At 55.5% G+C, this 26,722-nt stretch carries 20 protein-coding genes and 3 tRNA genes; 4 read left to right on the top strand and 19 right to left on the bottom strand.

Annotation, left to right across the window (positions count from 1 at the left end; all coding sequences use genetic code 11):
- Positions 1 to 471: 471 nt before the first annotated feature.
- The 11 genes from BN1012_RS05750 to BN1012_RS05700 all read right to left on the bottom strand — a co-directional run bounded on the left by BN1012_RS05750 (position 472) and on the right by BN1012_RS05700 (position 12,538).
- Positions 472 to 548 (bottom strand) — tRNA-Asp (locus BN1012_RS05750).
- 69 nt (positions 549 to 617) lie between these two features.
- Complete coding sequence (locus BN1012_RS16720; RefSeq protein WP_052534674.1) at positions 618 to 3,101, bottom strand: PAS domain-containing hybrid sensor histidine kinase/response regulator; 2,484 nt, start codon at positions 3,099 to 3,101, stop codon at positions 618 to 620.
- A 162-nt stretch (positions 3,102 to 3,263) separates the two neighbouring features.
- Positions 3,264 to 3,339 (bottom strand) — tRNA-Val (locus BN1012_RS05740).
- A 227-nt stretch (positions 3,340 to 3,566) separates the two neighbouring features.
- Positions 3,567 to 3,842, bottom strand: coding sequence for an HU family DNA-binding protein (locus BN1012_RS05735; RefSeq protein WP_043948883.1), 276 nt, complete (start codon positions 3,840 to 3,842; stop codon positions 3,567 to 3,569).
- A gap of 330 nt (positions 3,843 to 4,172) precedes the next feature.
- The gene (gene lon, locus BN1012_RS05730; RefSeq protein WP_081826242.1) at positions 4,173 to 6,635 is read right to left on the bottom strand and encodes an endopeptidase La; all 2,463 of its coding nucleotides are present in this window, start codon (positions 6,633 to 6,635) and stop codon (positions 4,173 to 4,175) included.
- Positions 6,636 to 6,860: 225 nt separating this feature from the next.
- Complete coding sequence (gene clpX / locus BN1012_RS05725; RefSeq protein ID WP_043948882.1) at positions 6,861 to 8,135, bottom strand: ATP-dependent Clp protease ATP-binding subunit ClpX; 1,275 nt, start codon at positions 8,133 to 8,135, stop codon at positions 6,861 to 6,863.
- Between the two features lie 306 nt (positions 8,136 to 8,441).
- Entirely contained in the window at positions 8,442 to 9,080 is a 639-nt protein-coding gene (locus BN1012_RS05720; RefSeq protein WP_043948881.1) for an ATP-dependent Clp protease proteolytic subunit, read from the bottom strand.
- Positions 9,081 to 9,272: 192 nt separating this feature from the next.
- Positions 9,273 to 10,766 carry a trigger factor gene (tig, locus tag BN1012_RS05715; protein WP_043948880.1) on the bottom strand — a complete coding sequence of 498 codons (1,494 nt, stop codon included), beginning with the start codon at positions 10,764 to 10,766 and terminating at the stop codon, positions 9,273 to 9,275.
- A gap of 141 nt (positions 10,767 to 10,907) precedes the next feature.
- Positions 10,908 to 10,992, bottom strand: a tRNA-Leu gene (locus tag BN1012_RS05710).
- Between the two features lie 109 nt (positions 10,993 to 11,101).
- Positions 11,102 to 12,136, bottom strand: coding sequence for a carbon-nitrogen hydrolase family protein (locus BN1012_RS05705; RefSeq protein WP_052534671.1), 1,035 nt, complete (start codon positions 12,134 to 12,136; stop codon positions 11,102 to 11,104).
- A 21-nt stretch (positions 12,137 to 12,157) separates the two neighbouring features.
- Entirely contained in the window at positions 12,158 to 12,538 is a 381-nt protein-coding gene (locus tag BN1012_RS05700) for a hypothetical protein (RefSeq protein ID WP_043948879.1), read from the bottom strand.
- 89 nt (positions 12,539 to 12,627) lie between these two features.
- Here BN1012_RS05700 and BN1012_RS05695 point away from each other — a divergent pair, with 89 nt between their 5' ends.
- On the top strand, positions 12,628 to 13,374 hold the full coding sequence (locus BN1012_RS05695; RefSeq protein ID WP_043948878.1) for a TrmB family transcriptional regulator: 747 nt from the start codon (positions 12,628 to 12,630) through the stop codon (positions 13,372 to 13,374).
- 10 nt (positions 13,375 to 13,384) lie between these two features.
- Here BN1012_RS05695 and BN1012_RS05690 read toward each other — a convergent pair whose 3' ends face one another.
- The 7 genes from BN1012_RS05690 to BN1012_RS05665 are packed head-to-tail and all read right to left on the bottom strand — an operon-like array spanning position 13,385 to position 19,972.
- Positions 13,385 to 13,882 carry a GNAT family N-acetyltransferase gene (locus BN1012_RS05690; RefSeq protein WP_043948877.1) on the bottom strand — a complete coding sequence of 166 codons (498 nt, stop codon included), beginning with the start codon at positions 13,880 to 13,882 and terminating at the stop codon, positions 13,385 to 13,387.
- Positions 13,882 to 14,097: a hypothetical protein gene (locus BN1012_RS17375; RefSeq protein WP_197538340.1), complete on the bottom strand. Its 216-nt coding sequence runs from the start codon at positions 14,095 to 14,097 to the stop codon at positions 13,882 to 13,884. Before BN1012_RS17375 ends, BN1012_RS05690 begins: the two co-directional genes overlap by 1 nt.
- Entirely contained in the window at positions 14,090 to 15,595 is a 1,506-nt protein-coding gene (locus BN1012_RS05685; RefSeq protein ID WP_043948876.1) for a bifunctional ADP-dependent NAD(P)H-hydrate dehydratase/NAD(P)H-hydrate epimerase, read from the bottom strand. The genes BN1012_RS17375 and BN1012_RS05685 overlap by 8 nt, the downstream gene beginning before the upstream one ends.
- Before the next feature lie 20 nt (positions 15,596 to 15,615).
- Positions 15,616 to 16,197 carry a histidine phosphatase family protein gene (locus BN1012_RS05680; protein WP_171815921.1) on the bottom strand — a complete coding sequence of 194 codons (582 nt, stop codon included), beginning with the start codon at positions 16,195 to 16,197 and terminating at the stop codon, positions 15,616 to 15,618.
- 13 nt (positions 16,198 to 16,210) lie between these two features.
- Positions 16,211 to 17,170 carry an MBL fold metallo-hydrolase gene (locus BN1012_RS16715; RefSeq protein ID WP_171815920.1) on the bottom strand — a complete coding sequence of 320 codons (960 nt, stop codon included), beginning with the start codon at positions 17,168 to 17,170 and terminating at the stop codon, positions 16,211 to 16,213.
- Positions 17,171 to 17,199: 29 nt separating this feature from the next.
- Entirely contained in the window at positions 17,200 to 18,759 is a 1,560-nt protein-coding gene (locus tag BN1012_RS05670; protein ID WP_043948874.1) for an acetyl-CoA acetyltransferase, read from the bottom strand.
- Between the two features lie 46 nt (positions 18,760 to 18,805).
- Positions 18,806 to 19,972 carry an aminotransferase gene (locus BN1012_RS05665; RefSeq protein WP_043948873.1) on the bottom strand — a complete coding sequence of 389 codons (1,167 nt, stop codon included), beginning with the start codon at positions 19,970 to 19,972 and terminating at the stop codon, positions 18,806 to 18,808.
- A gap of 393 nt (positions 19,973 to 20,365) precedes the next feature.
- On the opposite strand from BN1012_RS05665, the gene BN1012_RS05660 reads away from it, so the two are divergent.
- Positions 20,366 to 20,704, top strand: coding sequence for a P-II family nitrogen regulator (locus BN1012_RS05660; protein WP_043948872.1), 339 nt, complete (start codon positions 20,366 to 20,368; stop codon positions 20,702 to 20,704).
- A 119-nt stretch (positions 20,705 to 20,823) separates the two neighbouring features.
- Entirely contained in the window at positions 20,824 to 22,230 is a 1,407-nt protein-coding gene (gene glnA / locus BN1012_RS05655; RefSeq protein ID WP_043948871.1) for a type I glutamate--ammonia ligase, read from the top strand.
- 763 nt (positions 22,231 to 22,993) lie between these two features.
- On the opposite strand, the gene BN1012_RS05650 is transcribed toward glnA, so the two are convergent.
- Positions 22,994 to 24,307, bottom strand: a complete 1,314-nt coding sequence (locus BN1012_RS05650; protein ID WP_043948870.1) for an NADH:flavin oxidoreductase/NADH oxidase family protein — start codon at positions 24,305 to 24,307, stop codon at positions 22,994 to 22,996.
- Positions 24,308 to 24,529: 222 nt separating this feature from the next.
- Between BN1012_RS05650 and parE the strand changes: the two genes are divergently transcribed.
- Positions 24,530 to 26,575: a DNA topoisomerase IV subunit B gene (gene parE, locus BN1012_RS05645; protein ID WP_043948869.1), complete on the top strand. Its 2,046-nt coding sequence runs from the start codon at positions 24,530 to 24,532 to the stop codon at positions 26,573 to 26,575.
- Positions 26,576 to 26,722 lie beyond the last annotated feature (147 nt).

Raw genomic sequence — 26,722 nt, 5'->3', positions numbered from 1 at the left:
CGCGACCCGGCTGTTTCGCCGCGCCTTCTGACCTTCCCACTGTTTCTCGACCAAAATAAATGGCGATTCACTTGCAGTCAGGATTGGGCGCCACTATATCCCCGCGCCGCAGCATTTCAACGTACTGAACGAGTGGTTTTCGCTGCTTTTTCGCATGTCGAGACTGCGCTGGACGCATGTGTGGGCCGGTGTTGCGAGGCGTTATTAATAACCCGCGATTTCAGCTCTCTTTGTTGGTGCGATGCCTCGCAAGACCCCACCGGGCGAGCGTGTCGAAGCCGCCAAGTTGTATCTTGAGTCTGGGCATCCCATCGGACCCGGCTTTGCGCCAGGCGGACGGATCAATGGTCCGTTCTCGCAAAGCCAAATCCAACCGTACCAATGAACGAAATTTGAGTTTTGGGGAGTTCCAAGCACACAATCGTGGCTGCTTCCTGATACGCAAACCGCCATTCTCAGACTTGCTGAAAATGGCGGGAGTGACGGGACTCGAACCCGCGACCTCCGGCGTGACAGGCCGGCACTCTAACCAACTGAGCTACACCCCCGCGTAAGGGTTCCACAGGCACAGTTTTGCGCTGCAGAGCGGCGTGTCTAGGGCACCCTATAGGTAGGTGTCAAGCACCTGCAGACCCTAAAGCTGTGGAATTCTCATCCGCACTGTCATTTGACTTGCTGCCGCAGAGTTTGTGGAGGCTTACAGCCAGCGCCTTGACTGAAATCGGCTTGGGTACAAAGTCGGTCATCCCCGCAGCCAGGTAGTCCTGCTTGGTGCCCCGCATTGCATGAGCGGTAATCGCTATAATGGGTACATTGCGGTCGGTATCACGTTCTTCTTCACGGATGAGGCGGGTCGCCATAACACCATCGATGTTCGGCATCTGGACATCCATCAGCACGGCGTCGTACGCGGTACCGCGAACAGCTTCAATCGCTTGTGCTCCGTCTTCCACAAGGTCGTAGGTGTATCCAAGCCTTGAGACCATTGCCGTGATAACCCTCTGGTTCACAGCATTGTCCTCGGCAATCAGCAAATGGGGCTTTGACGGGTCGCGGTCGGCGGATGGCGCAGACACGGCTTCAAGCTTCGATGGCAATCGGACTGCCGGCTCATCTAATTTCAGCGCTGGCTCTGAGGAAGCGTCAACATTTGCGCCCCTGAACCTCATTTGCATGGCCGTGCGTGTAGGCGCCACATGCTCATCACCAGCAGCGTTTTCGGGTTCGGCAAAATCCACGGTGAACCAGAAAGTGCTGCCCATACCGGGCTTACTGTCCACTCCAATTTTGCCGCCCATGCGTTCGGCGAGTTGCTTGCATATGGCAAGCCCCAATCCGGTGCCGCCGAATTCCTCGAATGTCTTGCCGGAGGCCTGAACGTAGGGTTCGAAAAGTCGCGCCTGTGCGTCGCTATCAATTCCAATGCCCGTGTCTTGAACCGAGCACCTCAACTGGGCTTGCCCTTCTGTCCCTTTGGTCAATGACAGATGGACATTGATGGTACCTGCATCTGTAAACTTCAGCGCATTGCCAATGAGGTTGGACAGGATCTGACGCAATCGTACCTTGTCAGCCACAATCGCGTCTGGCACATGTGGGTCCACGTTCAGGAAAATGCCCATGTCGCGCTGCGCGGCCCCCGGTGCAAACAGGTGAATGACTCCCTGCACCAAGTCGTACGGTCGAAATTCGACCGGATTCAGTTCGAGCCGGTTTGCGTCCAGTTTCGAAAGGTCAAGCAGGTCATCGAGGATCGCAAGCAAGCCACGGGCACTGTCGATGGCGATATCGGCAAGGGGCTGCTGATCTGAGTTCAACTTGGCGCTGGTCAGGAGATCGAGCATCCCGATGATGCCGTTGAGCGGTGTACGCAATTCATGACTGACAGTTGCAACAAACTTGGACTTGGCTTCGCTGGCTTCCAACGCATCCGCGCGCGCCTGACGCAATTCTTCTTCGGCGCGGCGGCGCTCCGTAATGTCCCCTACGGCGCATACAACACGGCCGGGCTTGCCATCGCTATCGAATGACGCGACGGCTTTGACCTGAACCCATCCATCGGTGCCATCAGCTCTTATGAATCGAACTTCACCTTCACACCGATTGCCTGTTGCAAAGGACCTTTCGACGAGGCTGTAGAACGATTTTCGATGTTCGGGATGAATGAATGCTCTTACGGAATCTGCGTCAAACGCATTTCCTGTTTCAGTCAAACCAAGGATTTCCTTGAGCCGCTCAGACATGAAAATGACATTGGACCCGTAGTCCCAATCCCACAGTCCGTCGCGGGAGGCCTCTACAACCATCCGCAGACGCTCTTGTGTTACCTGGTTTGCAAGGTCTTCTTCGCGCTCCGATGTCACATCATGGAAAACACCAAACAGTCTTGCGGCACCGGGCTCGTCGGCATTTTCAACTTCGCCCCGTGATACAACATGTCGAATGCTCCCATCGGGGCGGACAATGCGTAAGTCAAAGTCAAATGCTTCACCGGTCTCAAGGCTATGACTGATGCAGTCACGCACACGCTGGCGATCATCGGGATGATACGCTGCTATGGCGGTATCGATGTCTACGCCTGAAGGATCAGGTTCGAGACCGTGGATTTCAAACACGCGGTCAGACCACAAAACACTTCCGGTAGAGACGTCATAACGCCAGTAACCTGTGTTGCTTACGGTCTGAATACGATCCAGCAGTGTCTTGTAGTGATCGGTAGCCCACCGGGCCTGTCGTTCCAAAGTGGTCTCGGACAGGCAAACGAACAACATGCCCTGCGTGTTGGGCGCCGGCTTGAACTCAAGTTGGAATGACCGGCCAGGTTGTGTCGCGGCCGCGAGGTCCATCGACAATGAACCGCCCTGGAGACCCGCCATGGATGCGATCCAGCGAATATTTTCGTCGGTACCACGGAAGGTGCTGATCCAACCGCCCCCAAGAAGGGCCTCGCGGTCCATAGACAGCAATTCGCACGCAGTATCTGATGCCGAAAAGCATTCACCCTGAGCGCTTACCAGGAGCGTCGGACTTGGCAGCCAATCGATAGAAGGCGCACTGTCAGCAGCATCAATGCTGGGTGCCTCCGGACCTGTGTCCTTCATAGTTCTTCGCCCTGACCTGCATCCCGGACATCAAGCCGGTGTTTTCGGCGTACGACTTCCTCGTCGCTCCGAACTGCAACTCAACGCAATCTAGATATCAAAGGTAAATGCCCGGCTAAGCGCCGGATAGTTGGAAGATCATTCTGGGGGATCAAAGGCACATGGTGGGCGGTGACGGGCTCGAACCGCCGACCCTCTCGGTGTAAACGAGATGCTCTTCCAGCTGAGCTAACCGCCCATGTGATGCCGTATGGCTGACGCGCTCTCTTGACGGAGCGCGGAGGCAGGTCATACGCCACCTCACGTCATTCGCCAAGAGGGATTTGGCTGCTTCTGGACACTTTTGGATCTTTTCGGGGCCGAGCAACGCAAAACGGCCCGGCAGCCCCTGTCGGGGCGCTCAGGCCGTCCTGGTACCAATCAAAAGGGCCGTACTCAGCGGTGCCCAATAGACGTCTGCTGAAATCAGCTGTTCACAGCATCCTTCAGGCCCTTGCCAGCCTTGAACTTAGGCTGCTTGGACGCAGGTATCTGAATCTTCTCGCCAGTGCGTGGATTACGCCCTTCACTGGCAGCGCGTTGCGACACACTGAAAGTCCCAAATCCGACGATCCGGACTTCGTCACCACCCTGTAGGGTCTTGGTGACCTGGTCGAAGACGCTTTCAACTGCTGTTGTCGCATCGGTTTTAGACAGGCCGGTCTGTTCGGCCACTTCTGCAATCAGATCGTTCTTATTCACTTTGAATGCCCCATCGCTTGGAATGTGGTGCGGTTTAGGACATTGAGGTTAGACCCGCGTGGAAGTGCCGACCAAGGCTTTTTCCGCAGAAATCCGGCAAAAAAGATGGTGCGGCGCACCATAGGCGCAGTGCCACCGCACGTCTCTCAATAGCTCTAACCCCTTGTTTTCAATCGATTTTTTTAATTCGATGTCACAAAAACGGTTAAGCCATTGATAGAAAAGCAGCTTTTGCGACGCGACACCGGAAACCAAAAAAGAAGCGGCGGGGCCAAGAAACCCCGCCGCTTAGATGGTTTTTCGAATCAGCCAGAACGGCTGGATAACGCCTTAATGGGCGCGAATTGCGCCTTCTCCGGCGGCCCCTGCACCCTGAGCCAGATTAGACAGAGCTTGCTCTTCAAGCTCCGTCGTTTCCGGGTCAAGCGGTGTCACGGCCTCCACAAGGGCGTGTTTCACAACCTCATCCATGCTGGAGACCGGTACGATCTCGATTTCGTTCTTCACGTTATCGGGGATCTCCGGCAGGTCCTTGGCATTCTCTTCCGGGATCAGCACCTTTTTGATGCCGCCACGAAGAGCTGCAAGGAGCTTTTCTTTCAGGCCACCAATCGGCAAAACACGGCCCCGAAGAGTGACTTCGCCAGTCATGGCTATATCTTTGCGCACGGGAATGCCCGTCATCAATGAGATGATGGTGGTCGCCATGCCAATGCCAGCGGAAGGACCATCCTTGGGCGTTGCGCCTTCCGGCACGTGGACGTGAATGTCCTTACGCTGGAAGAATGTCGGGCGAATGCCGAGCTCAACGGATCGCGACTTCACATAGGAAGATGCCGCTCCGATTGACTCCTTCATCACATCGCCAAGCTTGCCGGTGGTCGTCATCTTACCGTTGCCTGGCACCATGACGCCTTCAATGGTCAGCAATTCGCCGCCCACTTCTGTCCAAGCCAGACCGGTTACCGCACCGACCTGATCCTCTTCTTCACCGACCCCGAAGCGGAACTTTGGAACGCCAGCGTACTCTTCGATGTTATCATCGGTGACAAGCACCTTCTCAACTTCGCTGGTCAGGATCTGCTTCACCGCCTTGCGGGCCAAGCCTGCAAGCTCACGCTCAAGGTTTCGCACCCCTGCTTCGCGGGTGTAGCGACGGATCAAGGTGCGCAGGCCATCATCATTGATTTCCCACTCGCCCTTCTTGAGACCATGAGCCTTGAACTGGCGGTTGATCAGATGACGCCTGGCAATCTCGACTTTTTCGTCTTCCGTATAGCCGGCAATGCGGATGATCTCCATCCGATCCATCAGAGGCTGCGGCATGTTGAGCGTATTTGCCGTTGTGACGAACATCACATTGGAGAGGTCGTAGTCGACTTCCATGTAGTGGTCGGCAAATGACGCATTCTGCTCTGGGTCCAGGACCTCCAGCAGAGCAGATGCCGGGTCGCCCCTGAAATCCTGCCCCATCTTGTCGATTTCATCGAGCAGGAAGAGCGGGTTCACCGACTTTGCCTTCTTCATCGACTGAATGATCTTGCCCGGCATGGAGCCGATATATGTCCGGCGATGACCACGGATTTCAGCTTCGTCACGAACACCACCAAGCGACATGCGTACGAAATCACGGCCCGTTGCCTTGGCAATCGATTTACCAAGCGACGTCTTACCAACACCGGGAGGTCCGACGAGGCACAGGATTGGTCCGCGCAGCTTGTTTGTCCGCTGCTGAACCGCAAGGTACTCAAGGATACGTTCCTTGACCTTCTCCAGACCGAAGTGGTCGTCATTGAGGACCTTCTCTGCGGCATTGAGGTCCTTTTTGACACGGCCCTTCTTGCCCCAGGGAATAGACAGCATCCAATCCAGGTAATTGCGCACTACCGTGGATTCAGCGGACATCGGGCTCATCTGCTTGAGCTTCTTGAGCTCAGCATTGGCCTTTTCCTTGGCTTCCTTGGAGAACTTGGTTTTCTCGATACGCTCTTCGAGTTCGGCAATATCGTCCTTGCCGTCTTCGCCTTCGCCGAGTTCCTTCTGGATCGCCTTCATCTGTTCGTTGAGATAGTACTCGCGCTGCGTCTTCTCCATCTGGGTTTTGACGCGCTTGCGAATTTCCTTCTCAACCTGAAGGACGCTGATCTCACCTTCCATAAAGCCATAGATCCGCTCCAGCCGTTCGCGCACGGCGATCAGCTCAAGCAATTCCTGCTTTTCAGAAATGCGGATGTTGAGGTGTGAAGACACCGTATCAGCCAGCTTGGAGGCTTCGGTGATCTGACCAACTGAAACCACAACTTCAGGCGGAACCTTTTTGTTGAGCTTCACATATTCTTCGAAATGACCGGTCACAGATCGCTTGAGGGCGTTGATCTCAGCCTCTCCGCTTTCGTCATCTTCCAGAACATCCATCTTGGCCTGGAAGAATTCATCATTGGCGACCCATTCAGTTACCTTTGCGCGGCGAACACCTTCAACCAGAACCTTGACTGTCCCGTCAGGCAATTTGAGGAGCTGCAGAACGGTCGCGACCGCGCCGATGTCATACATATCATCAGTAGACGGATCATCGTCTGATGCATCTTTCTGGGTGAGCAGCAAAATCTGCTTATCTTCCGCCATCACGTCCTCAAGGGCGCGAACGGACTTTGGGCGGCCCACGAAAAGCGGCACCACCATGTGCGGGAACACAACAATATCACGCAGCGGCAAGACCGGGAGGCCTTCAGGCCGCGGAGTCACAATGCCGGTGTTTCCACTGCTTTTGGGTGTATCGGTGCTCTCAGTCATACAAAGTCACCTTTTATCTGACGGACCCTAGCGTGAGGCGTCCTGGCGGGTTTTATGCAGACACACGACATGAGAGTGACCGGTGCCAAAAACCCAGATTTCTACCATTTTGGGGAGCAGCGGCCGTACAGGACGCACCGCGCTTCACCTCAATATCTGGTGCGCAAGAGCCGTGCTTCAAGGCCATATCTTGTTGTCGACATAAGACCTAGGGGCTTTGCGCACTTATGCGCTGGCGTCGGCTTCTTCAGCTTTGCGCTCGGCGTAGATGTAAAGCGGCTGGGCGCGTCCTTCGACAACGTCGCCAGAAATAACGACTTCTTCCACACCATCCAGACCAGGCAGCTCGAACATGGTTTCCAGCAGGATCGATTCCAGAATGGAGCGCAATCCGCGGGCACCTGTCTTGCGTTCGATCGCCTTGAGGGAAATCGCTTTCAGCGCTTCCTCTGTGAAGGTGAGCTGCGTGTCTTCCATCTCAAACAGACGCTGGTATTGCTTGACGAGCGCATTTTTGGGCTCGGTCAGGATTTTAATCAGCGCATCGGAATCAAGATCTTCAAGCGTCGCAAGAACCGGCACACGACCAACGAATTCCGGAATGAGACCGAACTTCAGCAGATCTTCCGGCTCGATGGATTTCAGCAGTTCGCCGGTCTTGCGGTCGTCTTCCGCTTCCACCTGAGCAGCGAAGCCGATTGACGTGGACTTGCCACGACTGCCGATGATCTTCTCGAGGCCGGCAAAGGCACCACCGCAAATGAAGAGGATATTGGTTGTGTCTACTTGCAGAAATTCCTGCTGTGGATGCTTGCGGCCACCCTGGGGAGGCACACTTGCAACCGTGCCTTCCATGATTTTGAGCAAAGCCTGCTGGACACCCTCACCAGACACATCGCGCGTGATGGATGGATTGTCGGACTTGCGGGAAATCTTATCCACTTCGTCGATATAGACGATACCACGCTGGGCGCGTTCCACATTGTAGTCAGCAGATTGCAGCAGCTTGAGAATGATGTTCTCAACGTCTTCACCCACGTAACCGGCTTCGGTAAGTGTGGTGGCATCCGCCATCGTGAACGGCACGTCCAGAATACGTGCAAGGGTCTGCGCGAGGAGCGTTTTACCGCAACCGGTTGGACCGATCAGGAGAATGTTTGACTTGGCGAGTTCAACTTCGGAATTCTTGGACGCGTGGCCAAGGCGCTTGTAGTGATTGTGTACGGCAACTGCCAGCACGCGCTTTGCATGGGCCTGGCCGATCACGTACTCGTCGAGCACTTCATTGATGTCGAGTGGCGTGGGAACGCCATCGCGGGATTTTACCAGTGAGGACTTGTTCTCTTCACGGATGATGTCCATGCACAGCTCAACGCACTCATCGCAGATGAATACCGTTGGACCAGCAATCAGCTTGCGCACCTCATGCTGGCTCTTGCCACAGAATGAGCAGTAGAGAGTGTTTTTTGAATCGCCGCTGCCGCCGCTGACTTTGCTCATAAAAACCTACCCAAAAGGGTTCCTCGATATCGGCCTGGCAGCGGAAAACTCCGCGCCGTGCGCTTGTTGGTGCCTGAACCACCGTCCCCATCTGCCCCTCGGACTGCAAACGCTACGCCAGCCAAGATGAATGGAAGGCAACAAGGAGGGGGGATTCAGGCGAATCCCGTCTTTTTCATTCGACCACGATAGCCGAAGGGCAATCAACACCCGGTTAAGACCAACGTGGAGCCGCATTTACCTTAGTCAAGGTGCCGAAAAATCAGGCACCGTGAGAATTCGGACAAAAAGTGGCCGAATTCGGTGTTACGCAGCCTCTGCTTCATCAGCAGGATCACCCGGACGGCTATCCATGACAGCGTCTATGATCCCGAAATCTTTAGCAGATTCAGGTGTCATGAAGTTATCGCGCTCCAGCGCTTCTTGAACCTTGTCGATCTCCTGACCGGTGTGCTTCACGTAAATCTGATTGAGACGCTCACGCAGAGCGAGCACTTCACGGGCATGAATTTCAATATCAGACGCCTGCCCCTGGAAGCCGCCGGACGGCTGGTGGACCATGATCCGTGCATTTGGCAGCGCGAATCGCATGTCCTTTTGGCCTGCCGCCAGGAGCAAAGAGCCCATGGATGCGGCCTGGCCAATGCAGAGCGTGGAAATCTGAGGACGGATAAACTGCATGGTGTCGTAGATCGCCATGCCTGAAGTCACAATGCCGCCAGGAGAGTTGATGTACATCGCAATCTCCTTTTTGGGGTTCTCGGACTCCAAAAAGAGAAGCTGCGCCGTAACCAGGCTGGCCATGCCATCTTCAACAGGCCCGGTCACAAAAATGATCCGCTCCTTCAGGAGACGGGAAAAGATGTCGTAGGACCGTTCACCCCGGCTGGTCTGTTCGACCACCATGGGCACGAGGTTCATGTAAGTCTCGACGGGATCATGCATCTTCAGTGTCGTCCTTGGTGCGAATTGGCGGGTTTAACAGACTGGATTTCTTCGCATTCCCAGTATGCCAAACAAAAATGTGGGGTGCCGTGAATCACGGCTACCCCACATTAGATAGGTCTTGCTGGCCAAACCGTAAAGACGGACCAGACTTATCCACAGAAAGAGACGGATCGGCAGACCAACTGAGGCCTATTTGTCGTCCTTGCTCTTTTTGTCGTCCTTCTTCTTGGAGGTCGCTTTTTTCTTCGTTGACGCCTTCTTTTTGGCAGCAGCCTTCTTCTTCGGCTTTTCTTCCTTCGCATCAACAGCATCTTCTGCTGGCGCATCGGGATCTTCCAGAAGCGCTTCACGGGTCACTGTTTCGTCAGTGACTTTGGCCAGCTCAAGGATGTAATCGACCACCTTGTCTTCGAACAGAGGGGCGCGGATCTGTGCCTGAGCTTGCTGGTTCTGAGTGTAGAACTGGAACACCTGCTGCTCCTGTCCTGGGAAGTTGCGGGCCTGTTCGGCGATGGCGCGGTTCACTTCGTCCTGAGTGACCTGCACTTCGTTGCGCGTTCCCACCTCAGAGAGAAGCAGGCCGAGGCGCACGCGGCGCTCGGCGATTGCCTTGAACTCTTCTTTTTCCTCATCGGAAATCTCAATGTCGGAATGGTCGTGGTCATGATCCTGCTCAGGGTCATAGTCCTCAGCGCTATGCGCTTTTTCAGACTGGGCCTGCTGGATGATCTGCTCGATTTCCTGCTCAAGCATCGTCGGCGGCAGTTCGAAATCCAAAAGGCCATCAAGTTCATCAAGCAATGAACGTTTTACGCGGTTGCGAGAGATACGACCGTAATCCTCACCGATGCGGCCCTTGAGAGCTTCCTTCAGCGCATCCAGGCTTTCGAGCCCCATCTGCGTGGCAAACTCATCGTCAATCTTTGTTTCGGCGGGGCCCGCAACTTCCTGGACCTTCACTTCGAATACAGCGTCCTTGCCCGCGAGGTGCTCAGCACCATACTCCGCTGGGAACGTCACATTGACGGTTACGTCGTCGCCTGCCTTGGAGCCAACGAGCTGTTCTTCAAAACCGGGGATGAACTGACCAGACCCAATCACCAACGAGGCGCCTTCTGCGGTGCCGCCTTCAAACGCCACATCGTCGACCTTGCCGAGGAAATCAATTGTCAGGCGGTCGCCGTCCTCCGCTTTTGCCTTCTCGTCCTTTGGCTCAAAGTTCTGCTGCTGCGCAGCCATCTGAGTGATGGACTCGTCTACTTCCTCATCGCTGACCTCAACGACAGGGCGAGTGAGCGTGAGAGCTGAGAAGTCAGGCAAATCGAAATCGGGCATGATTTCGAACGTGAGCTTGTAGGTGAGATCAGACTTGCCCTCGACCACCGGCTCGACATCGCCTTCAAGCTCGATGTTCGGCTGCAGCGCTGGTTTCAGTTCGCGCTCTTCGATTGCCTTCTGGGACGTTTCACCAACGGTCTCCTGAATGACATCGCCCATTACGGACTTGCCGTAGGTCTTCATGAGGTGCGACTTGGGCACTTTGCCCGGGCGGAAGCCCTTGAGCTGAACCTGGCCCTTGATTTCATCCAGCTTGGCATCCAGGCGGCCAGCGAGGTCCGCAGCTTCGATGACAACCGTAAATTCGCGCTTCAGCCCTTCAGAGAGGGTTTCGGTGACCTGCATCGCCGTCTCAATTCCGTTTCATGTTGCGCATCTCAGCCTCACGGAAAGCCATGGAGTTGAAATGCCTATACACCGCACTTTTTAAGGGGCCGGCGCCTCATGCGCGCCCCCAAAAGGCAGCAAATCTGTTGTGTCAGGATGTGGTGCGGGCGAAGGGACTTGAACCCCCACGCCTTGCGGCACAAGAACCTAAATCTTGCGTGTCTACCAATTCCACCACGCCCGCATACCTGCCTGACAGGCGGAGCGCTTTCTACACCATGAATCACAAAGCGCAAACAGGCAGATATTCGGGATTTACGCCGTGTTGGCTCGGCTCATGCCGGATGGGCTCATCAGAGCATCAAAACCTCATCTTTTCGCAAGGTTAAAGCGGCCGGCGGGGCGTTGCTTGTGAAATCATATGTCTGCAATCTTCCTGTCCTTTTTGCCCACTGATATGCCGATTTCCCGCAGGCATTCTGGTGGTGCCATATGAAATTCGTCAGGTAGCTCAATCGCTGAATCCAGAAGCGGTCTGGAATGGTCTCCCGTGGTGGTGTTGCGCCCAGTTCAATGTCGGCGGTGATGACGCCTGCACCCTCTGAATAGTGCATGAAAGCAACCAGGTCCCCTTCCCCATTGATGATTTGCGTGTCACCCATCAACTGAGTGCGGGTCCCAACGTGGAAACGTGAGCCTGGAACCATGAGATAGCCGCCCTCCAGAGTGCCTGTGTGACCCGCATGGAGGATCGGCGCCCCAATCATTGCGGCCAGTCGGCCCGGCGTGCGGTGCATCATGCGGCCATTGCCTTCGTGGAACGACTTGGCGATGGGCTTGAAGACGGACCAGCCTGGGTCAGACCACCAGTGTGATCCGGTCATCAGCAGGTCAACTTTACCGATGAGCCGCTTGGGCGTCTGAGTGCGTACCATTTCCCAACACACAGCCGCGCCGATCCGCCCTTGGGATGTTTCGATGCATCCATCGTCGCTGCCTCCGACATAGAAGGCATTCTCCACCATTGTAGGCAGATCCTTGTCGTGGCGGTGGACCCTACCGTCCGGCTCAACGAGCACATATGTGTTGTACACATCGCCGTCGCGCATCTCGAGGTAGGACCCACCGATCATCACCTGATTACGGGTCGCCTTCGATATGAGCATGTCGAGCGCCGGGTTCTCAGGTGGCAAGGAACAGGCAAACAGCCGCTCGTCATAGACGATACGCGTCGTGAAGAACTCAGGGATCGCGATGACTTTCGCGCCCCTTGCGATAGCTTCATCGACAAGCCGCGATGCCTGCTCGATGTTGTAGGGGACATCGGCGACCCGTGCTTCCATCTGCACAGCCGCAACGCGCGTCATTTCAAATGTCTCCTGAGACATGGGGCAATCCTCCTGTTGTGCTTATCGGGCAAGCCACGCACCAACGAGCCACAAATAAGCGGCGGTCATGATGATGAAGGATAGGATCGAGAATACCCGCATGCCGCGCTGCTCAGGCAGTGGTTTCATGGAACATGCCATGTAGAGAAAAGGCATCGGGTTGGTCCAGGAACCAACAAGCAAGAGCCAGCCCGCAATCACGGGCATCTCGGGGAACACTGTCGCAATCACCATCTGCAAAATGCCCATGAACACATTGTCGAGGTGGTATTGCAGCACCCTCTTGGTATGGCGAAGCGGTCCAACCTGCTTCCAGCCAGAGTGCATCAGGGCCAATGGCCACCCCAGCAACACAGCAACGGTGACCTGTATCAGGCCGGAGGTGATCAGAAATTCGCTCATGATCCGATTTTTCCTGTCGAATTAATTGGACACCTTTTTGTGTCTGGATTACCTATCTCCAATATATTTGGAGATCATGACGGGTCACAATGTCTAAATTTTCCGACAATATTGAAAGCAGCCTGGCCTCCCTTGGCCTCAGTGGCAAGCTGGGGCGTTTCTATGTGGCAGCCCTGAAACTGGGCAGTGCGCCTGTGCAGCAAGTGGCCCGGGAGGCGGGGATCGGGCGCACCACAGCCTATTCCCTTCTTGAAAAACTCAAGGATGAGAAACTCGTTACCCTCGTCCAGAAGGGTGGCAAGACACACATGGTGGCGGAAAACCCGGACGTGCTGGCGCGCAACCTGGACGACAAGCAGCGCGCGCTCTCGGCGATGCTGCCGGATCTGCGATCCCTATATGACAACGGCGAAAGCACGCCGCGTTTTCAGGTCTACGATGGTGTCGACGGCATCTCGACGGTGCTGAACACAGTGCTCACATCGGATGCAGACACTGTCCGTGGAATCTTGTCCATGCAGGAACTGCTTGCTTCGCCGGGACGAGATGTCATTGATCGGTTTGTGGCACAGCGTGTTGCGGCAGGAAAATGGCTCCATGTCCTGCGATCCAAGGCGGAAGAGACTGACGACATCTGGCAGGACAGTGATGGTGAGCTGCGCCGCGTCCGTTATACCTCTGCTGCGGAGCCCTTTGTGATGACCCTTTTCCTGTTCGACAACAAGGTGGGCCTCATCTCATCCCGCAAGGAGAACTATGGCCTCATTATCGAAAGCAGCGAATTCGCCAAGGTGCAGAAAGCGCTGTTTGATGTGATGTGGCAGGCAAGCGTATAGCCTAACTGCACTAGAGCACCCGGTCGTACCATTGCACATCCCAGTACTTATCAAATTTGAAACCGACCTCACGGAACAAGCCACACGGCTCAAACCCATGTTTTGCATGTAACGCGTCTGATGCCTGATTGGGAACTGTCATACCAGCCAGCAGTCTGTGGACCGGCGCACCTTCGAGTGCCGCGAATAGTGCTTCGTAGAGCTTACTTCCCAGCCCCTGACCGCCTGCATCATTCCTCAGATATACTGTTGTCTCAACCGATTGGGCATAAGCTGCTTTCTGCCGAAACGGCATTGTTCCCGCGTACCCCAATATGTCGCCTTGGAATTCAGCCACCAGAAGCTGATGTGGCCCTGCATCACCAAACTGGTCAAACCACCCGCGACGGGTTTCAACCGAATACGGATCAATATCAAACGTAATCGCGGTGTTGATCACATAGTGGTTATAGATATCCACGATCTGTTCGAGATCTGACAAACGAGCGCGGCGGACATTGGCACCCATCAAACGCGCGCCTTTTCCAGCATCTCGTCGACGCAGCGCTGGAAGGCGGCCGGGTCAATGAGTTCATCGGCATATTCCAGAAGCGTGGTCAACACGTAGTTGTTAGAGAGGCCCGTATCCGCCGCAAACCGGCGCAGCTTGGCGTATGCTTCTTCCGTCATCGCGGCATTGAACCGCTTGGGAAGTGGTTTTCTGAACTTCGGTTTCTCAGCCAATGTGACCCTCCAGTTCTTCGAGAACATCCGGCAGCAGCTCAGGCAAATCCTCGGCTATCAACCCTGGACCAAAATGCGTGGCAGCTTCGCCGTGCAGCCAAACACCGATGCATGCCGCCTCGAACGCCGGTACACCTTGCGCCAATTGGGCGAGTACAAACCCGGCCAGCACATCGCCGGAACCTGCGGTAGCAAGTGTTGGCGGTGCGTTTGCATTGATCGCAACGCGTCCCTGGGGATCAGAGATCACCGTATCCGGTCCTTTGAGCACCACGACGGCCCCAGATCTTTTCGCCGCCTCGCGCACGCGACCTGGCTTACCGTCTGGATGCTCGCCAAGATCGGGGAACAGACGACCAAATTCCCCTTCATGGGGCGTTAGGACGACCTGCCGGCCTGGCGTTTTGAGAATTGCCGACCAACACATGTCAGGAAACTCTTGAAAGGACGTCAGGGCATCTGCATCCAAAACCACCCCAGCGTCAGTCTTCAAAATTGCAAGCGTGCGGGCACGCGTGAAGGAGCTGACGCCTGATCCTGGTCCAATCAGCACCGCATTCTTGCGCTTGTCCGCCAGCATGGCCGTGAGGCCCGGTGCGCCATCAAACTCTTCAAGCATAATTGCTGTGAGGTGCGCAGCGTTTACAGCAAGTGACTCTTCCGGACTTGCAACGGTCACCAGCCCCGCACCTGCGCGCAACGCTCCTCGCGCCGCCAGCCTGGCAGCGCCGGTGGATGTTGCGTCACCGCTTACAACCACCGCATGCCCGCGACTGTATTTATGTCCATCGTTGCGCAGGAATGGAAATTGCGGCACCCATAAGTCAGGACCGTTGTGAAATGCTTTCGGGCTTGTGTGCGCAATTGACCCCTTGGGAATGCCAATGGGTGCAACGACAAGCTCACCGCATCTCAGGCGCCCTGGCATCAACAAGTGGCCCGGTTTGGCTCGGTGGAACGTGACAGTCAGATCAGCAGCAAATGGCTGCCCGCGGTCAGCGCCGGTATTTCCATCAATGCCACTTGGCACATCCACGGATATATGGGGCACATCGCTTAGATGGCTTGCAGCGGCAAGTTTGGCTGCTACGCCTTCCAATGGTCGCGTCAGCCCTGCGCCGAAGAGCGCATCAACAACCAATTGTGCTCGATCTGTGCAATGCTCCGACAGGGCATGCGTTTGTCCCTGCCAGTCCGATGCCGCCAGTGCTGCATCGCCTGTCAGTTTTTCCAAATCACCGAGCAGGTACAACGTCACCGGCCAACCGCGCTCACCGAGCAGGCGCGCTATGACGAAGCCGTCACCGCCCTTGTTTCCCGGACCGCACAGAACTGCTGTGGCGCGGACATCCCACCGGTCACAAATGGCGTCAGCAACTGCAGCGCCTGCCGCTTCCATCAAGTCCCTGCCTGGAGTGCCCGCTGCAATGGCGAACGCATCAGCACGATACATTTCGTCCGTCGTCAGCAGCTCTGGCCCGGGCAGGTCGGATATCATGAAGTGCTCCGCAAACAGGTTCAGCGGACGATAGTATCTGCCTCGCGGCCTAGCGACACCACCTTCAATCCCGCATCGGTCACATCGAATTCGGTCACGGAGCAGTTGTCTGGGCGAAAGCAGACAACTCGGTCGTCACCGGTGGCACCACCCACAGCCGCGTTGATCGCAATGAAGTGGCTAAAGATCACCGTATCCTCGGAGATGGATTGCAACTGAGCAACCAGTGAGTCACGCCAGCCCGTAAAGTCGACATCACCGGAGACTTCATCTTTGGCAATGTCCGTCCATGTTCCTGGCATCACCCGACGCAGCCATGCGGCACGTTCATCCAAGTCTTCGGTCGGTGAAGGTATCTCGCTCACCGCCGCTTCAACTTGGGGTACAGCAGACCATAGACGGGCCAGCGGCACGCTTGTTTCACGGCACCGTTTTAGGGGGCTGGTCACCAGTGGCAGTGGCGCAGCGTCCCCAACTCTTTCGGTTATTTCTTTGGCGACAGCCTCGGACTGGGCTTGGCCCTCCCCATCAAGACCGGGATCAGCGTCAGCCCCCCACCCTGCTGCGGCCTTACCATGGCGGATCATGTAAATGCGCGGCACTTGGATACTCCCGTTACTTTGTTGTTGTAAGGTCGTGGCGGATCGCGTCGCCGGTCCACTGCGTGGGCTCATGTCCGAAGACGAGTGCAACACCGGGCATTGCATCTGCCAGAGCGGTGAGCTTTGAAATACTGTCTGAGGCGACATCAAGGTCCGCACCAAGACCGCCGGGCGCATTGTATCGATAGGTCGCTTCCAGGTGAGCTGCGTCAAAGGTCATCAGGACTGGACCTGCCGCCGCGTTGAGAAATACCGACATATGCCCGGGCGTATGGCCGGGCGTTGCCAGCAACCAAACAGATCCGTCTCCGAACAAGTCCGCAGCCTTGCCGATGTAGGGCATTTCAAGGAATCCGTTGTCGGCTGCCTCAACCCGCATATCGGCAGCGAACTGCTCGTAGCGATATCCCTGCGTTTCGCGCAAGGGGCTTTTCAGAGCGTCAATCTCATCGGCAGACGCCAGGATGACCGGATCATAGCGTGTCATGATCGGTCCAAGCCCACTGGCGTGATCTCCGTGAAAATGGGTTGCCACCAGAAAGTCGATGGTATCGATGCCATCGCGGGACAACTGCGAGACGACATCCTGTCCCGGCTTATTGCGACAGGGGAAATCAAGGACGAGCAAAATTTGATACCCGCACTCGCCCGCCCGCACACCTGAGTCCAGAAGTACATTTTGGCCAGATGGGTGCTGCACAAGATAGGAAAGTGACGGGACCCATTGGTCCTCCCCCAGACCTTCGGGCACGCCGTCGACGCTTGGGTCAATCAGGACACCTCCGCCGGCGAATACTTCGCCGGTGACATATGCGGTCACTTTGATGTCTGAGGGCTTGGCAAGGACTTCGGACCACCCGTCGGGCGCATCCGCGGCCGCCCGCCAACTTACCTGTGTGACTTCAGTAATCTCACCAATGTCACAAGCGGCAAGGGCCGCCGTCGCTGAAACTGCAACGGCTAGTCCTGCCAATCGCCGAAGACCCCCGAGCTTGACCATGTCTATGCAGCCGGAGTGAAGGTGTTGGTCCCGAGTTTTCCGTCCGCACCGGGCTGTGCAGGTTTTACATTTCCGGACGCGCCCAGCATCTCTTTTGTCTTCATGGTCTCAAGCAGTGCCTTGTCTGCGGGCACGTGAGCCACAAACCGGTGGCCCGTGTCGTTCATCCGTCCAAGCACCATCCCGAACTGTGCTCCCTCGCGGCCGTGGACAACCGTATAGGTTTCGATCTTGGCATCACCATCCGGCATTTCATCCACAATCGGGTGATCCATCGCATCAAGCTCAGCCTGATAAGTGGCCGGATTTTCGCGCTCCCATTGCCCTTCCTTGGGCGTTGTCGAATAAACGCCGATCGAGTGCTTGGTAACAAACCAACCATTTGCCGTGCACAGGCCTTTTGAGCCGGGTTTGGCGCGTACCTTGTCGAGCATGGTTGCAATGGAATGCATGACGTAGTTGTTCCCTGCACCACCAAAATACGGAAGACCGCCGGTCACCGTGAAGTCGCGTGGGTCATCGAGACTTATGCCCAACTCCTGCGCACCAATCTGGACCGCGGATGGGAAGCATGAGTAGAGATCAAGATAGTCCATCTCATCGATCGACATTCCGGCCATGCCAAGGGCCTTCTGGCCCATGGTGCGGATAGCTGGTGACGAGTGATAATTTACTCGCTCGGTCACATACCAAAGGTCGTTGGCATCCGCACACCCGTGCAGATAGACCCAACGATCTTCCGGAATACCAAGCTCACGTGCTTTTTCCACGCTCATCATGACGACGGCGGCTGCCTGATCGACGCGGATGATCGAGTTCATATATTTCGTATACGGAAAACCGACATAGCGGTTGGTTTCCGTCTCGGTCGCAATCTCTTCTGGTGAACGAAATGTCGGGAACCATGCGTGTGGATTTTCGGATGCAACTTTTGTGAACTTTGAAAACAGCTTTCCAAGTTCCAGCTGATGATCTTTCACCGTGCGTCCAAGCTGACCTCGGATCGCATTTTCAAACATCGGGTAGGTGTTGACCGGGAAGAACATGGCGTGACGCCGTTCCATCTCGTTCACGCCGGGTTTTTCAACACCAATATGGGTCGGCTCACCACCGGGCTCATCACCCCAATCAAGCTCCTGTCCCTGATTGAGCGCAGAAAGGATCGAGTGCAGCCCTTCTGAACCCGCGAGTAGAACGCAGTCTGCTTCACCATTGGCAATTTCTTCAGCCGTTCTGTTCACAAGCCACTGGGGCGTGTTGCCACCTGTTGCCGTGTAGAGCTCACGGTCGGGTCGAGCGCCCACCGCGTTTGCAAGCGTGCGAGGCGCATTGGTGTATTGACCAAAGGAGAGCCGCCCGGCTTCCGGACTATCCGCTGTGAAACGCACGACGGCCACCGTATCAAGTTGCTGCGCCAATGCATCGCCGCCCTTTGCATCCGCCAGAGCGCGTTTTGCGGCTTCGGCCATGAGGGCCATCGGCGACAACGCGTCTGCAACTGCGACTCCGCGCTGGGTGATCTGACCACCGCCAACAAGAATGGGTGTGTTTGCTTCGGGCATGGTTTCTCCTGAACAGACTTTTGTGTTTAGCGAATATCAGTCCAAGTCAGCGCAGATAGTGCGAGAGGCGATTGCATGCTTCTTCGAGCACCGCAGGCTGCTTGCAAAAACAAAAACGAATGAAATGGTGTGACTTGTGATTTGAGTTGGGCGCATAAAACGCGCTGATGGGCACCGCTGCAACCTTTGCTTCAGTTGTAATGCGTTTGCAAAAGTCGATATCCTGTTCATCGCCCGCAAGAGGCCGGATATCGGCGGTCAAAAAGTACGTGCCCTGGCAGGGGCTGATGTCAAAGCCGATTGCCTCCAGTCCTGCACGCAGAATGTCGCGCTTTGACGCAAGGTCACCCGACTGTTCTGTGAAAAACGCGTCATCTTTTCCAAGCCCGTAAGCTACTCCAATCTGCAGCCCGGGTGGCGTTGTAAAAACAAGATTCTGATGCGCTTTTGAAATCAAACTTACCAGGTCCGCCGAGCCTGAAATAAATCCAACTTTCCAGCCGGTAAGAGAAAATATCTTGCCAGCAGATTGTATCCGAACCGTCCGATCGGACATGCCGGGGAGCGTTATGAGCGGCGTGTGCTGCATCCCATCGAACACCATGTGCTCATAAACCTCGTCGCACACGGCGACGACATCATGCCGAATGCACGCATCCGCGATGGCCACCAGATCACTGTGGCTGAACACCCGTCCCAACGGATTATGTGGCGTGTTCAACAGTATCAATTTGGTTTTGTCTGAGAATGCGGCTTCCAGCTCATCGAGCTCCAGCGTCCAGTTCGGCGGATGAAGTGCTACGCACTGTGCAGTTGCTCCGGCAGCTTCGATCACAGGCAGGTAGGTATCGAAGAACGGCTCTATGAGGATTGCTTCATCGCCTGGCTTCAGCAAGGCACCAAGACTTGCCGCCAACGCTTCCGTCGCGCCAGAAGTGATGAGCACCTGGCTTTGCCAGTCAAGGCCCATCCCATAAAAGCGATCTGCATGAGTGGCTACCGCCTGCCGCAGTTCTGGGACACCCATCATCGGCGGATACTGATTTGGGCCGTTTACAATGGCCTGCGCTGCGGCGGCCCGGATATCGTCAGGGCCTTCGTCATCTGGAAATCCCTGGCCAAGATTGATGGCGCCAGCCTCAGCGGCGAGTCCGGACATTACGGCAAAGATCGTTGTCCCTTGGGATCCGTATACTGGATTGGGGGCCTTCATCTGTATCGAGCACTCTCAGACAGAAGCAAATTCGGTTCGTCCTTCACATGCCAGCAACCGCGGAAGCTTGGCAAGCATCACACAAGATGTGGACGCGACCATAGGATCTGGATGTATGTGATGAAGAAACAGGCGGCCCAAATGCACATATTTTAGGCTTGGTGATCTATTTTTGTGCAATAACAGGTTCGCCGTCAGGTTTGTCGGCCACAGAGATTAACGAAATCTTTGATTCCATTGGGCTTTTGAACGCCAGCCTCTCTGGCATGAGGCGTGCTATGTGGCCCACGTATTCAGTGACGACATGTATCCGGCTCGGCGCTATCCCCACAGTATCAGCCGCCGGTCGGGTCAACAGTATGGGAGGCCTCGTGCACAGCACGGGCAAAAGGCATGAAAAAGATCGAGGCAATCATAAAGCCTTTCAAGCTCGACGAAGTGAAAGAGGCTCTCAACGATGTAGGACTCCAGGGCATTACCGTGACTGAGGCCAAGGGCTTTGGCCGCCAGAAAGGCCACACGGAGCTTTATCGCGGCGCGGAGTATGTGGTGGACTTTCTGCCCAAGGTAAAAATCGAGATCGTGCTCAGTGAGGAGCAGGTAGAACCCGCCCTTGAAGCCATCCAGAACGCAGCCCGGACGGGGCGCATCGGCGATGGCAAGATTTTCATTACCAACGTCGAAGAAGTCGTCCGTATCCGTACGGGTGAAACCGGCGAAGCCGCGGTATAAGGCGGCAGAATTTTAAATCGCGGCCGGAAGCAAATATCCGGCAGCAAAATGACCAGGCAACACGGACCCGCAACTCAAGGGTCCAAAGCGTTAAGACCACAAGGAAAGGAATGACGCCTATGTCCGATGCAGCTTCAATCTTGGCGATGATCAAGGAGAAAGACATCAAGTATGTCGATCTTCGCTTCACCGATCCGCGTGGCAAGATGCAGCACGTTACCTTCGACCCGGACCTCGTGGACGAAGATCTCTTCGCCGACGGCACCATGTTCGACGGCTCTTCAATCGCCGGCTGGAAAGCTATCAATGACTCCGACATGGTCTTGATGCCGGATCCGGATACTGCCGTCATTGATCCGTTTTACGCACAAACCACACTCGCAATCATGTGCGACATCGTGGATACGTCAGGCCAGGCCTACGAACGTGACCCACGCACCACCGCCAAGAAGGCACTCGCCTATCTGCAGCAGTCTGGTGTGGGCGACACGGCCTATTTTGGTCCGGAAGCTGAATTCTTCGTTTTTGATGACGTTCAGTTCTCCTCTGATCCATACAACACTGGGTTCCGCGTTGACTCGGTTGAACTGCCAACCAACACCGGCACTGAATATGAAATCGGCAACCTTGGTCACCGTCCGCGTACGAAGGGCGGCTACTTCCCTGTGAACCCGATCGACAGCGCGCAGGACCTGCGCTCTGAAATGCTGACGGTCATGAAGGAAATGGGCGTCGATACTGAAAAGCATCACCACGAAGTGGCTGCTGCTCAGCACGAGCTTGGCATGAAATTCGACACGCTGGTTCGCGTCGCCGACAAGCTGCAGATCTACAAGTACGTTGTACACAACGTGGCACATGCCTATGGCAAGTCAGCCACGTTCATGCCGAAGCCTGTGTTCGGTGACAACGGCACTGGCATGCACTGCCACCAATCAATCTGGAAAGATGGTCAGCCTCTGTTCGCCGGCTCTGCCTATGCCGATCTTTCAGAGATGTGCCTGCACTACATCGGTGGCATTCTGAAGCACGCCAAAGCTATCAACGCCTTCACCAACCCGTCGACCAACTCCTACAAGCGTCTGGTCCCCGGCTATGAAGCACCGGTGTTGTTGGCTTATTCTGCTCGCAACCGTTCTGCCTCTTGCCGTATTCCGCACGGATCCGGCCCCAAGGCGAAGCGCATTGAGATCCGGTTCCCGGATCCAACCGCAAACCCATATCTCGCATTCACCGCAATGCTGATGGCGGGTCTTGATGGCATCGAGAACAAGATCCATCCAGGTGAGCCAATGGATAAGGACCTTTACTCACTGCCGCCTGAAGAACTGGCAGAAGTGCCAACGGTTGCCGGCTCGCTGCGCGAAGCTCTTGATGCTCTTGATGCAGACCGCGACTTCCTCAAGAAGGGTGGCGTGTTCACTGATGACCAGATCGATGGCTACATGGAACTCAAGTGGGAAGAAGTCATGAACTACGAAATGACTCCGCACCCAATTGAGTACGACATGTACTACTCGGTCTAAGATTCACTCTTAGAATCAATATTGTTGCCTTAAGGCCGGAGCGAAAGCTCCGGCCTTAATTTTTCGTAAATTTATTTGTGTACGGACAATGGCAGAAAGACTCATGTTTTTGCCGAACGGTCAGCAAGGCTGACTCGATATCCCTTGATGCTGCACTGCAAAGAGATTCAGACTTTGAGCACAACAACAAGGGAGGTTTGAACGATGACGCCACCCACGTATTGGGCACCTTTGTAGGACCAGCCGGTTCTTCCGCAGACACTCTGGAATGGCGCGATACCACGCGCGCTCACGCGATTTTCGCTTAACCCATGCACAAGCCAGCGCTCATTTGTGGTTGGCACGCCGGGCCAGACTGACTGCAAGACCCAGAAGGGGTCCTACTCAAGATCAGTATCTGTACCAAGCGTTTGAAGGTTCGACGTTTCACACATTGGCACATCCACATGATGTGCACTGACCGGACTGTCCGGCAGCCAGGTGGATTTACAGGCGCTTTTCATCGCGCAGTCCCTACCTCTGGCCCCCAAAGTTGCCCGCGTGGCAACAGGAGAGTTCAGCAGTTCCCGGCTTTCCTCGATCCGGGCGAGGTTTGAAACGCGACCTTGATTTTAGCCCGGCCCTAAGGTTCGGGCGGGAGATATCTCCCAAAGAAAGACGGCCCCGCGAGATGCGCTGCATCCACCAAGGCGGGGCCGTCGCTTTTTTGCAATCATGTTAATCTGAGTACGGATCAAAAGACCTGTGCACCCGAATGGGCCGTCTACGCAGCTCGCGCAGCGTTCATGGCTTTTGCTGCCTTTTGCTCATTTCCCATGTAGCGTCTGAGTGCTTTGAACGTGCTCATACCGGTATCTGGATCCTGACCGTCCCCCATGCGAATAAGCTGGAGGCAGTACCAACCTTGCGCGCCCCAGGCATTGAGACCACGGAAAAGATCGATCGGACTGTTTGGACCAAGTATCCGGGTCGGCCCGAGGCGGAAGGTCTTCTCCCATTTTTTTGCTTCAGTCACCTTGCCATCCATCATTTGCTGCGGGAGATCAGACTCCACGCAGAGCGGACGCGCGATACCGATGACATCGGCATCATTGGATTCCAATGCTTCATTCATGCCTTCGACGGTTCTGAACCCACCGGTGACCATGAGCGGTGTGTTCTTTACTGCTTTCGCCATGTCAGCGGCATATTCAAGAAAGTAAGCCTCTCGCTTGCGCGTTGAGGATCGGACTTTTTCTTCATAGACCGGTTCAAAGCCCTCCGTATCCATCATGACTGGCTGTTCGTAATTGCCGCCGGAGACTTCCAGCAGATCGAGCCCTGCTTCATCCAGCCAGCTTGCGACTTTGATGGAGTCTGAATGACTGAAGCCGCCCTTCTGGAAATCAGACGAATTGAGTTTCACGGAAATCGGAAACTCAGCACCCACCTTGTCACGCACCGCCTTGACAGTTTCCATCAAGAGGCGCGCGCGGTTTTCAAGAGACCCACCCCACTCGTCTATTCGCTGATTTACCAGTGGGTTCAAAAACTCTGAAATCAGATAGCCGTGAGCTGCATGCACCTGCACGCCAGTGAAGCCCGTGTCTTTGGCGACACCAGCCGCAAAAGCAAAACGCTCAATGATGTCTTTGATTTCCTCAACTGTCAGCGCCCGTGGTTTGCCGAACTGGCCGCCTGGCATCTTCACTTCAATGGCAGATGGCGCCACCGGTTCGCTGGTTACAGCTGCTGGCGTTTGACGACCGGCATGAGAAAGCTGCATCCACAGATGCGTGTTGTTGCGTGTCCCCGCTTTTGCAAAAGCGGCCAAGGCAGAAAGCTGCTCATTGGACTGAGGGCCTTCGATCACAACATTTCCAGGGCGCTCAAGATATCGGCCATCCACCTGCACGTTGCCGGTCAGCAGCATGCCGCTGCCTCCGTCCGCCCACCGACCATAGAGCCGGGCATGCCGTTCCGTGGCCTGATTGCGCGCGTCAGCCAGGCCTTCTGTCATCGCACCCTTGGCAAATCGGTTTTTCAGCACAGCGCCACATGGCAGCGTCAGTGGTGACGAAATGTTTGTCCCGGACATCAAAATTCCCCCAAATTGGACTTGTGGTTCTGTTCGCAAATGGCAATTTTGCCAGACATTACCAGAAAAAAAGCGGTGGTCGCTGGGATTGGACAAACCCTTGCCGTGAAGGCGAGGTAAACTCTAGGCGAATCAAGTACCTCATGCCTTGCCCTACCCCGCAACCGCGGCATAGCGCTCGTGAGTGCTTTGCCGATCCGAGATCAAGACCATTGGAGCCCCATGGCCCGCGCGACTAAGAAAACCACCGACACAGGTGCTCTCGACCTTTTCGGGGGGGATACCCCCAAACCGGCCCGTAAGACATCGGCCAAAAAGTCCGCCGCCCGGAGCAAAGGCGGATACTCTGCCAGCGACATCGAAGTCCTAGAAGGACTGGAACCGGTTCGTCGGCGCCCGGGCATGTATATCGGCGGCACTGATGAGCGGGCACTCCATCACCTGTTTGCCGAGGTCCTGGACAACTCAATGGACGAAGCCGTGGCCGGCCACGCCACGCGCATAGAGGTTGAGTTGCTTGCCGATGGCTCTTTGTCTGTCTCAGACAACGGCCGTGGCATTCCCGTTGATCCACACCCAAAGTTCAAAGACAAGTCAGCCCTTGAAGTCATTCTCACCACACTTCATGCGGGCGGCAAATTCTCTGACAAGGTCTATGAGACATCTGGCGGTCTGCATGGCGTAGGCGTGTCTGTCGTGAATGCGCTGTCTGATCGGCTGGATGTTGAAGTCGCGCGCGACAAAGAGATTTATCATCAGCGATTTGAGCGCGGCCATCCGGTCACCAAACTTAAGAAGGTCGGAAAGACCACAAACAAACGCGGCACGACAATTTCATTTCATGCCGACCCTGAGATCTTCGGTGCCAGTGCACATTTCAAACCGGCCCGGCTTTATCGCATGGCGCGGTCCAAGGCGTACCTCTTTGGCGGCGTGCAGATCCGATGGAAGTGTGCACCCGAACTCCTGGGTGACAATGCCACGATACCGGCTGAAGACACGCTGCATTTCCCGGGAGGCCTTGCCGACTATCTGGCAACGACCATCGAAGGCAAGGAAACCGTTGTTGGCGAAACATTTTCTGGAAAGCTCAAAGCCAAGGGCAGCGCGGGCACGGTTGAGTGGGCCATTGCTTGGTTGGGCAATGATGACGGATTTTGCAATTCATACTGCAACACCATTCCGACGACCGAGGGTGGCACTCATGAGGCGGGCCTGCGCGCGGCGCTGTCAAAAGCACTTAAAGCGTATGGCGAGCTTACAAACCAGAAGAAGGCCTCATCGATTACTGCAGACGATGTGATGGGGACAGCCTGCATCATGCTGTCGGTCTTCATCAGAGAACCCGAGTTCGTTGGCCAAACAAAAGAGAAGCTGTCTTCTCCCTCCGCGCAGCGACTGGTTGAAACGACCCTCCGCGACCATTTCGATACATGGCTCGCCTCGAAACCTCAGCAGGCGTCACGCTTGCTGGACTGGGTCATCGACAGAGCCGATGAGCGTCTTCGGCGGCGGCAAGAAAAAGAGATCAACCGCAAAACCGCCACACGTAAACTTCGGCTACCAGGGAAACTGGCTGACTGCAGCAATTCTTCGTCTGCAGGTTCAGAACTCTTCATCGTCGAAGGGGATTCAGCTGGCGGCTCTGCCAAGCAGGCGCGCGACCGCAAGACGCAGGCTGTGCTCCCTTTGCGGGGCAAGATCCTGAATGTTGCCAGTGCGACGAGCGCCAAGCAGGCGCAAAACCAGCAGATCTCTGATCTGATCCTGGCGCTTGGGGTACAAACCCGATCCAGATATCGCGACGATGACCTTCGCTATGAGAAAATCATCATCATGACTGATGCTGATGTGGACGGCGCGCACATCGCGACGCTCCTGATTACATTTTTCTATCAGGAGATGCCCGAGTTGATCCGAGATGGCCATTTGTATCTAGCTGTGCCCCCGCTCTATCGCATCGCTCAGGGTGGCAAGACCATGTATGCGGTCGATGACACCCATAAAGACCAACTGATGGAAAGTGAGTTCAACTCGAACCGGAAGGTCGAAATCAGCAGGTTCAAGGGGCTGGGTGAAATGCTGCCGGCCCAGCTCAAGGAAACCACCATGCGCCCGGGCCACCGCACTTTGCTGCAGGTTATGGTCCCCGACGATGATCAGGATCTTACCCAGACCCGTGTCGGCGAGTTGATGGGCACCAAACCAGAATTGCGATTCCGGTTTATCCAGGACAATGCCGAGTTTGCGACGGATCTGGACATTTAGTTGGCAGTCAAACATGTGACTTCCCAGCCATAGTTGCTGAAAACGATGACTGCTTCACATTGGAATGGCAGTTTTCCGCTAGCGCTTAGTGGTTGAGTTCATTGACTTTCCAGACTTTTTTCTTATGTTGCACTGCAAATAGACGCA

Origin of the sequence: Candidatus Phaeomarinobacter ectocarpi (assembly GCF_000689395.1) — a bacterium.
Classification (GTDB): Bacteria; Pseudomonadota; Alphaproteobacteria; order CGMCC-115125; family CGMCC-115125; genus Pyruvatibacter; species Pyruvatibacter ectocarpi.
The sequence above is the reverse complement of the archived record's forward strand: the minus strand, read 5'-3'. Positions and strand labels throughout refer to the sequence as shown.

What these genes read in the sequence shown, in the direction of transcription:
- parE (WP_043948869.1), top strand. Translation starts at nt 24,530, where the DNA reads ATGGCCCGCGCGACTAAGAAAACCACCGACACAGGTGCTCTCGACCTT.
- clpX (WP_043948882.1), bottom strand. Translation starts at nt 8,135, where the DNA reads ATGAGCAAAGTCAGCGGCGGCAGCGGCGATTCAAAAAACACTCTCTAC.
- lon (WP_081826242.1), bottom strand. Translation starts at nt 6,635, where the DNA reads ATGACTGAGAGCACCGATACACCCAAAAGCAGTGGAAACACCGGCATT.
- BN1012_RS05650 (WP_043948870.1), bottom strand. Translation starts at nt 24,307, where the DNA reads ATGTCCGGGACAAACATTTCGTCACCACTGACGCTGCCATGTGGCGCT.
- BN1012_RS05695 (WP_043948878.1), top strand. Translation starts at nt 12,628, where the DNA reads ATGTCTAAATTTTCCGACAATATTGAAAGCAGCCTGGCCTCCCTTGGC.
- BN1012_RS05660 (WP_043948872.1), top strand. Translation starts at nt 20,366, where the DNA reads ATGAAAAAGATCGAGGCAATCATAAAGCCTTTCAAGCTCGACGAAGTG.
- glnA (WP_043948871.1), top strand. Translation starts at nt 20,824, where the DNA reads ATGTCCGATGCAGCTTCAATCTTGGCGATGATCAAGGAGAAAGACATC.
- BN1012_RS05665 (WP_043948873.1), bottom strand. Translation starts at nt 19,972, where the DNA reads ATGAAGGCCCCCAATCCAGTATACGGATCCCAAGGGACAACGATCTTT.
- BN1012_RS16720 (WP_052534674.1), bottom strand. Translation starts at nt 3,101, where the DNA reads ATGAAGGACACAGGTCCGGAGGCACCCAGCATTGATGCTGCTGACAGT.
- BN1012_RS05685 (WP_043948876.1), bottom strand. Translation starts at nt 15,595, where the DNA reads ATGATATCCGACCTGCCCGGGCCAGAGCTGCTGACGACGGACGAAATG.
- tig (WP_043948880.1), bottom strand. Translation starts at nt 10,766, where the DNA reads ATGCAGGTCACCGAAACCCTCTCTGAAGGGCTGAAGCGCGAATTTACG.
- BN1012_RS05670 (WP_043948874.1), bottom strand. Translation starts at nt 18,759, where the DNA reads ATGCCCGAAGCAAACACACCCATTCTTGTTGGCGGTGGTCAGATCACC.
- BN1012_RS05720 (WP_043948881.1), bottom strand. Translation starts at nt 9,080, where the DNA reads ATGCATGATCCCGTCGAGACTTACATGAACCTCGTGCCCATGGTGGTC.
- BN1012_RS05690 (WP_043948877.1), bottom strand. Translation starts at nt 13,882, where the DNA reads ATGGGTGCCAATGTCCGCCGCGCTCGTTTGTCAGATCTCGAACAGATC.
- BN1012_RS05705 (WP_052534671.1), bottom strand. Translation starts at nt 12,136, where the DNA reads ATGTCTCAGGAGACATTTGAAATGACGCGCGTTGCGGCTGTGCAGATG.
- BN1012_RS05700 (WP_043948879.1), bottom strand. Translation starts at nt 12,538, where the DNA reads ATGAGCGAATTTCTGATCACCTCCGGCCTGATACAGGTCACCGTTGCT.